General features: G+C 57.8%; 6 protein-coding genes. 2 read left to right on the forward strand and 4 right to left on the reverse strand.

Annotated elements, in window-relative coordinates:
• Positions 1-68: 68 nt before the first annotated feature.
• From ftsH to tilS, 3 genes are all read right to left on the reverse strand, one after another.
• Positions 69-2,207, reverse strand: coding sequence for an ATP-dependent zinc metalloprotease FtsH (gene ftsH / locus DWY51_RS08805; RefSeq protein ID WP_117770579.1), 2,139 nt, complete (start codon positions 2,205-2,207; stop codon positions 69-71).
• Position 2,208: 1 nt separating this feature from the next.
• Positions 2,209-2,757 carry a hypoxanthine phosphoribosyltransferase gene (gene hpt, locus DWY51_RS08810; RefSeq protein ID WP_055251779.1) on the reverse strand — a complete coding sequence of 183 codons (549 nt, stop codon included), beginning with the start codon at positions 2,755-2,757 and terminating at the stop codon, positions 2,209-2,211.
• A gap of 147 nt (positions 2,758-2,904) precedes the next feature.
• Positions 2,905-4,443: a tRNA lysidine(34) synthetase TilS gene (gene tilS, locus DWY51_RS08815; RefSeq protein ID WP_199411409.1), complete on the reverse strand. Its 1,539-nt coding sequence runs from the start codon at positions 4,441-4,443 to the stop codon at positions 2,905-2,907.
• Between the two features lie 48 nt (positions 4,444-4,491).
• Between tilS and DWY51_RS08820 the strand changes: the two genes are divergently transcribed.
• Positions 4,492-5,301 (forward strand): MBL fold metallo-hydrolase, encoded by an 810-nt coding sequence (locus DWY51_RS08820; RefSeq protein ID WP_117770580.1) that lies wholly within the window; start codon positions 4,492-4,494, stop codon positions 5,299-5,301.
• Positions 5,302-5,383: 82 nt separating this feature from the next.
• Here DWY51_RS08820 and DWY51_RS08825 read toward each other — a convergent pair whose 3' ends face one another.
• Entirely contained in the window at positions 5,384-5,815 is a 432-nt protein-coding gene (locus tag DWY51_RS08825) for an Hsp20/alpha crystallin family protein (protein ID WP_117770581.1), read from the reverse strand.
• Between the two features lie 276 nt (positions 5,816-6,091).
• Here DWY51_RS08825 and DWY51_RS08830 point away from each other — a divergent pair, with 276 nt between their 5' ends.
• Positions 6,092-6,559 carry a hypothetical protein gene (locus DWY51_RS08830; protein ID WP_117770582.1) on the forward strand — a complete coding sequence of 156 codons (468 nt, stop codon included), beginning with the start codon at positions 6,092-6,094 and terminating at the stop codon, positions 6,557-6,559.
• Positions 6,560-6,655 lie beyond the last annotated feature (96 nt).

Genomic DNA, 6,655 nt, shown 5'->3' on the forward strand with positions numbered 1-6,655 from the left:
AAGTCTGTCCCCAATCAACGAAGAAAAAGCCTCCGCAGGTTTCCCCGCGGAGGCTTTCGCTACAAGGACTATTTGTCGGCGTCGGTGTTGCCGTCAGCGTTGACGGCATGGTCATCGCCGGCATCATCGGATGCGGCTTCGGCATCCTCCTGCATGGCCGCCTGCGCAAAGGCCGCAGCATCAGCCGCCAGCTCCTCCTCGCTCATGCGAGGCAAGCGCTTCTTGGTCGGCATGCCGGCCGCCTTGGCATTGTGCTCCTCCTTGGCCGCCAGGATATCGCCCTCGCGCTCAAGGTAGGCATCCCACTCATTGCCGAGCAGGGCGTTCACGGCGTCGCCTTCGACGGTCTCGCGCTCAAGCAGCACCTTCGCCATCAGATCGAGCTGATCGCGACGGGCATCCAAAATCTCGACCGCACGGCGATGGGCTTCGCGCATGATGCGCTGAACCTCGATATCGATGCGGCGCGCCGTCTCCTCGGAGTAATCCTGGTGATCGGCGTAATCGCGACCAAGGAACACCTGATGCTGCGCCTCACCAAACACTTGCGTGCCCAGCTCCTCGCTCATGCCCAGGCGCGTGACCATCTCGCGCGCCATCTTAGTCGCGCGCTCCAGATCGTTGCTCGCGCCCGACGTGATGTCGTCGCACATGAGCTCCTCGGCAACGCGACCGCCCAAGAACACGGCGAGCTCGTCGAGCATCTCGTTCTTGGTCTTGAGGAAGTGATCCTCCTGCGGAAGCTGCAACGTGTAGCCCAGAGCCTGGCCGCGGCTGACAATCGAAATCTTATGAACCGGATCGGAATGCTCCAAGATGTGGCCCACCAGGGCGTGACCGCTCTCGTGGTAAGCAATCGTGGTGCGCTCGGCTTCGGTCATCACGCGGCCCTTGCGTTGCGGTCCGGCAATCACACGCTCCATCGACTCCTCGACCTCGTCCATCGAGATCACAGAACGATGACGGCGAGCGGCCAGCAGCGCAGACTCGTTGAGCAGGTTCGCCAAATCGGCACCAGTAAAGCCAACGGTCATCTGGGCGAGCTTCTCAAACTTAACGTCCTCGTCCATCGGCTTGTTCTCAGCATGCACGCGCAAGATCTGCTCGCGGCCCTTCACGTCCGGACGGTCGACCGTAACCTGACGGTCAAAACGACCGGGGCGCAGCAATGCCGGGTCCAGAATATCGGGGCGGTTGGTCGCGGCGATCAGGATGACCGACTCGCTTTCCTCAAAACCGTCCATCTCGACCAGCAGCTGGTTGAGCGTCTGCTCGCGCTCGTCGTGACCGCCGCCCAGACCGGCTCCGCGCTGACGTCCCACGGCATCGATCTCGTCAATAAAGATGATCGACGGAGCCTGAGACTTGGCCTCCTTAAAGAGGTCACGCACACGGCTGGCGCCGACACCCACGAACATCTCGACAAAGTCGGAACCCGAGATGCTAAAGAACGGCACGCCCGCCTCGCCGGCAACGGCCTTGGCCAGCAACGTTTTACCGGTGCCCGGAGGGCCCACCAGCAACACGCCACGCGGGATCTTGGCGCCCAGCTTGCGATAGCGATCCGGATCGCTTAAAAAGTCAGGGATCTCCTCGAGCTCCTCGACTGCCTCGTCCACGCCGGCAACGTCCTCGAACTTGACCTTGGGACGCGTAGCCTCGTTGGTCTTGGCATTGGTCTTGCCAAACTGCATGTTCCTATTATTGGCGCCCATCATCTGGCGCATAAAGTAGAACATGATGGCGATCAGGGCAATCGTCGGCAGCACACTCATCGCCAAGTCGCCCCAAAAATCGGGGTCGTTGGTGTTGACGATGTACTTGGTGTCGGGGTGCTCCGCCATAAGCTCGGCAAGCGAATCGGAGCCGACATAGGTCGAGGAGAAGCTCTTGAGCTCGCTCGTATCACCCTTGTCCTTTTTCGTCTTCCAGTAATGACCCGCCACGCTTCCGTCTTGAACCGTATAGGTCAAATCTTCAACGCGATCCTGCTTAATGGCGCTCACCATCTCGCTCGTCGCAAGCTTAACGGTATTGCTGGAATTGGCAAAGCCGGAGCCCATGTTAAAGAAGGCGTAGCCCAGAAGCGCGCAAGCCAAAATAAAATACAGCCAGCCCGTACGCGTGGGCTTCTTGCCTCCGGGCATCCCCGGGATCTTAGGCTCCCGGGGAGTCTGGGAATTGTTATCGTTACGGTCGTCGGGCATCTTACGAATAAACCTCCGGTTTCAAAATGCCCAGATACGGAAGGTTACGATAGCGCTCGGCATAGTCGAGGCCGTAGCCCACCACAAAGGCATCGGGGCAATGGGTTCCAACATACTTGGGCGTGACGGCCGAGGTACGGTCCTCAACGTCCTTCCACAGGAAGGCGGCAACCTCCAGCGAGGCGGGCTTGCGGCTCTCGAGGTTCTTCATCAGATACTTGAGCGTCAGGCCCGAGTCCAGAATGTCCTCAACGATCAGCACGTCGCGACCGCGGATGTCGATATCCAGGTCCTTAATGATACGCACGATGCCCGAGGACTTCACACCGTCGCCATAGCTCGAAACAGCCATGAAATCGATGTTGGTCGGCAGCTCGATCTTACGCATCAGGTCGCCCATAAAGACCACGGCGCCGCGCAGGACCGCAATCAGCACCAGATCCTTACCCGCGTAGTCGCGAGTAATCTGCTCGCCTAGACGAGAGACGATACCGTCGATATCCTCCTGCGTGAACAGAACCTTCTCGATATCCGGATGTTGAGAAGCCATGACAACCCTTTCTTGTGCTTATCGCCCACACACCGCCGTATGGACGCGAACTACACATTCTAGCAGCGCACGGGGTAAATTTACCAGCCCGTGCGCCATCAGCGCGGGAATACCGTCAACGTCGCACAGAATAGCAGGCGTGGGACGCTATTCCGCATCGACCACGCGGAGCAGATATGCCACACGCGTTGCGGCCGTGCACTTGAAACGCTCGTCCGCGCGAACTCCGGCGACCCACACCACGGCACCCCCCGGCGCCGTCCTCACCATGGGCACTCCGGCGCGCTCGGAAACGGGAATGCGAGCCTCACCTAGCAAGTCGGATACTTTCTTGCTTCGACCACTCATCCCTAACGGGCACATCACGTCTCCCGGTGCGGGACCGTCCACCCACAGGCGCGCCAATCGCGCCTCGGCAGGGATCTCGCCACGCGAGCCCGCCAGGATCCGCTCACTATCGCTGTCGGCAAAACCCAGGGCAGCCGCGTCTACCAAAGCTGTCACTTCCCCGGCAGCCGCAAGCTCACGGGCGCGGCGCACGATATCGCATCCCGGCTCAACGGCCATCGGTTCTGTGACCAGCATACGTCCCCCGCCCAACGGCAAACGACCGGGTACGGTAACCCAGTCCGCGACCAGGCCCTCGCGAGCCGCCGGCGCCTTAAACGCCAGCATGCCAAACTCAATGCGTGCGTCAATCCCCGCCGGAAGCGTGACCGAGCCGGCGCCCTCGGCAACGCAGGAAAGGACTCGCTCCACATGTCGCATCTCTGGACGAGCGTCCGGATCGATGCGCTTAATCGCCAGTCGCACGATACGCCGCGCGATTACCACCTCGGCCGCAGCAAGGCGCCTGGCATCGAGCACCAGCGCGCCCGCCGCCTCCTTACGCAGGCAGCTTCGAAACGCCTGTGCCGAAAGCTGAGACAAAAACGCGTCCTCATCGCCTAAGATCTCGCAGGCGGCGCCAATCGTCTTGCAGACGCTCACGTTGCGCTGCGCCACCACCGGCATCACTCGATGGCGCACGTAGTTTCGCAGATACGAGATATCCTCATTGCTCTCGTCTTCACGCCACGGCTGACCATGTACCTGTAGATAGCCCACGAGCTCGCCATGAGTTAGGTCGAGCAAGGGACGCACCACGATATTCCTCCGGCGAGGAATGCTCGATAGGCCAGCGGGCCCCGAACCCTTAATCGCGTTCATCAAAAACGTTTCCGCGCGATCCGAAGACGTGTGCGCGGTGCAGATACGAGCCGCCGTTCGCGGTGCCCCCGTCTGGGCGCAGAGCTCGCGAACATACCTCCGCGCCGCGGCATAGCGCACCTCGCGGGCCGCGGCCTCAATATTGCCCGACTCCCCATCAAAATAAGCGTGCTCCACGCACAGCGGTAAACCATATTGCGCGCAGAGCTCACGCACAAAGGCCTCGTCGCCATCGGACGCCTTGCCGCGCAGATGATGGTTTACATGCAGCACATGCAGGCGCTCGCGAGCAATGGGGGCAACACCGCGTCCGTCTTGGATATCCAGCTTTGATGTGCACGCCATAAGAAGCAGTGCCGTCGAGTCCGCGCCGCCTGATACCATGAGCACGACAGGAGCAGCCTGCTGCCTCGTCCGGGTCTCATCGACTGCCCCGGGCACGGCATGGTGTCCGTAATGCTGTGATACCGTTGGCATTCGCTTCCTCCTTTATTCGTCCGCACCCATTGTATCCTTTGGAATCTTATGTCTTGTCTGCACCTTCATATCCTCGGCAGTGGCTCTAAAGGCAACTGCGCACTCATAGAGGGCCCGCAGGGGCTCATTATGGTCGATGACGGACTGTCTCGCCGCGAGACATTAAAGCGCATGGCAGAACTGGGGCTCTCGGCAGACAACGTCTCGGCTCTTCTCATTACTCATGAGCATAGCGATCACATCAAGGGCCTCGATGTCTGGTGCAAGCACTGGCACGGCCCCCTCTTTGCCAGCAGGGGCACTCTTTCGAACAAAGAAAATCTTTCTCATCTGCCTGTCGAGGAATTCGATCCCGGCGACACCCTGTCCATTGCCGGCATCCACGTGCAAACCTACTCAACATCACACGATGTCATCAATCCAGTCGGTTATCGATTCGACGCCCTCGATGATTCCATCGGCTTTGCCACCGACACCGGAGAGCTATCGAGCCAAGCCATGAACACCCTCGAAGATTGTCGAGTCCTCGCGCTCGAAAGCAACCATGATGTGACCATGCTGCGCGAGGGAGAATATCCCCGCTTTCTTCAGGAGCGCATCCTGTCTGCAAGGGGACACCTCTCCAATGGCCAAGCCGCCGAAGCCGCGCGCGCACTTGTTACCGATCGCACCGAACAGCTCATTGCCATGCATATCAGCCAAGATAACAATCGTCCGAGCCTTACCGTCAAAAGCTATGCCAAAGCTCTGGCCGCAACCCTGGATGACGAGGTCGGCAGCTCCGCAACCCTTCTCCAAGGATCGCGAAAACTCTCGATACGCCCTGCGAGTCAGTATCAGCCGGCAACCATTCAATAGACTGTCCTAGACAGCAAAAGGGGCCGAGAATCGCTTCCCAGCCCCTTTTGCTGTCTTTTAATAGCGCAGAACACCAACGAAGTTAGTCGATGGAGATCTTCGTAACGTTCTTCTTCTCGACGATCTTGGGAACCGTAACGGTCAGGATGCCGTCAGCGTACTTAGCCGAGAGGCCCTCGCTCGAAGCGTCCTTTAGATACACGCCACGCGTCGCGCTGTACGAGCTGAACTCCTTCTGCAGGAAGTTCTTGCCCTCGTTCTCTTCGTCTTCCTCGACATTCACGCTAATGGACAGACGGCCCTCATTGAGCTCGACATCGATATCGTCCTTGGCGACACCGGTCAGATAGGCCTTGACCTCATAGCCGTCGCCCTTATCCTCAACGTCAACGGGAAACGCCTTGGAAGCAATCGAGTTGTTTGCAAGGTCGGTCATATCATTAAACAGATCGAACAGCGAGCTAGCAGAAGGACGAACGCCAAAAACCGAACGATAAGGAACCATGCTTGCCATGTTTACCACTCCTTTTAGGACTGCCGAGCCATCTTCTAGGTGACTGGGACTTCTTTTGACGCTCTTATATATGCCCACACAGTGCTTATATATACATGGACTATAAAGTTTTTTGAGTCCAGTACTATAAGCATATCTAAGTGTGTGTGACTAAGGTTTTAGTAAGGTTAAGGTTCTTTGAACCAGAGCCTAAATAACAAGTATGTTCGCAGCTACAAATAGCAAGGGGCTTACAATGAGCGCGTACACGTTGTTGGTAACGAGCTAAAGGGCATCATGGACGACCAAAACCAGAACAAAATGTTTATGCCGACGCAGGGGGAAGATACTTCCACGCAGCCGCCACGGTTCCATCGCCCCCACATCTCGCAAGAGCCCATTAATGATCCTGAGCCCGAGTATGTGACGAGAAATCGATATCAAACACTCGAGGATGCCCAAACGGGACGTAAACATATGGGCGTGGCCTCGGGAGACCCTGTATATCTGAAGGACGCACCATTATCTAAAAACAGCGCAGCTAGTGAGGAGCCACTGAAAGCATCCGCCGCCAATCAACATAGAGGTCCTCGACCAAAGCAAACCTTGACGCATTCGGCTCGCTATCTCGAAACGCCAAAACAGGGAAAATCGATCTTCGTTTCGTCAAGTAAACGACGCAAGCAGCATCGACTGACAATCCTGCTTTTGATCATTGTGGCCATGGCAGTTGCCCTTGTTATTCGATTTATCTTCTTTAAATAAAGGCTCAATACCAAAAAGAATTAAATCGTCTGGCGTAAATGAGTCATTTATGCACCGCAAACGCAAAAAGGGGGAGGCCGCGAGGCCTCCCCCTTC

Source organism: Collinsella sp. AF25-2LB (assembly GCF_003458415.1).
Classification (GTDB): Bacteria; Actinomycetota; Coriobacteriia; order Coriobacteriales; family Coriobacteriaceae; genus Collinsella.

Bases quoted from the DNA above. Each gene is read 5' to 3' on its own strand.
- ftsH (WP_117770579.1), bottom strand. From the start codon at position 2,207: ATGCCCGACGACCGTAACGATAACAATTCCCAGACTCCCCGGGAGCCT.
- hpt (WP_055251779.1), bottom strand. From the start codon at position 2,757: ATGGCTTCTCAACATCCGGATATCGAGAAGGTTCTGTTCACGCAGGAG.
- tilS (WP_199411409.1), bottom strand. From the start codon at position 4,443: ATGCCAACGGTATCACAGCATTACGGACACCATGCCGTGCCCGGGGCA.
- DWY51_RS08820 (WP_117770580.1), top strand. From the start codon at position 4,492: ATGTCTTGTCTGCACCTTCATATCCTCGGCAGTGGCTCTAAAGGCAAC.
- DWY51_RS08825 (WP_117770581.1), bottom strand. From the start codon at position 5,815: ATGGCAAGCATGGTTCCTTATCGTTCGGTTTTTGGCGTTCGTCCTTCT.
- DWY51_RS08830 (WP_117770582.1), top strand. From the start codon at position 6,092: ATGGACGACCAAAACCAGAACAAAATGTTTATGCCGACGCAGGGGGAA.